The organism is Azospirillum sp. B4, assembly GCF_000333275.1.
Lineage (GTDB): Bacteria > Pseudomonadota > Alphaproteobacteria > Azospirillales > Azospirillaceae > Nitrospirillum.
The window spans coordinates 1-215 of the sequence record NZ_BACU01000738.1 but is presented as its reverse complement, the minus strand read 5'-3'; the positions used below and the strand labels follow the sequence as shown (position 1 = coordinate 215).

At 67.4% G+C, this 215-nt stretch carries 1 protein-coding gene; it reads left to right on the top strand.

Annotated features, from left to right (window positions below):
* A partial coding sequence (locus I55_RS36675) for a hypothetical protein (RefSeq protein ID WP_044564876.1) occupies positions 1-215 on the top strand: 215 nt, incomplete at both ends.

Here is a 215-nt window from a genome sequence, read left to right as displayed (position 1 = left end):
CAAGGAGATCCTGAAGAGCAACGCCGATCTTTACCGCCGCCTGCGCAACACCCTGCGTTACCTGCTGGGCGCCCTGGCGGACTTCACGGCGGACGAGCGGGTGGAGCCGGCGGCCATGCCGGACCTGGAGCGCTGGGTGCTGCACCGCCTGGCGGAGATGGACGCCATCGTTCGCCAGTCGACCAAGGAATACGACCTGCACCGCCTGATCACCG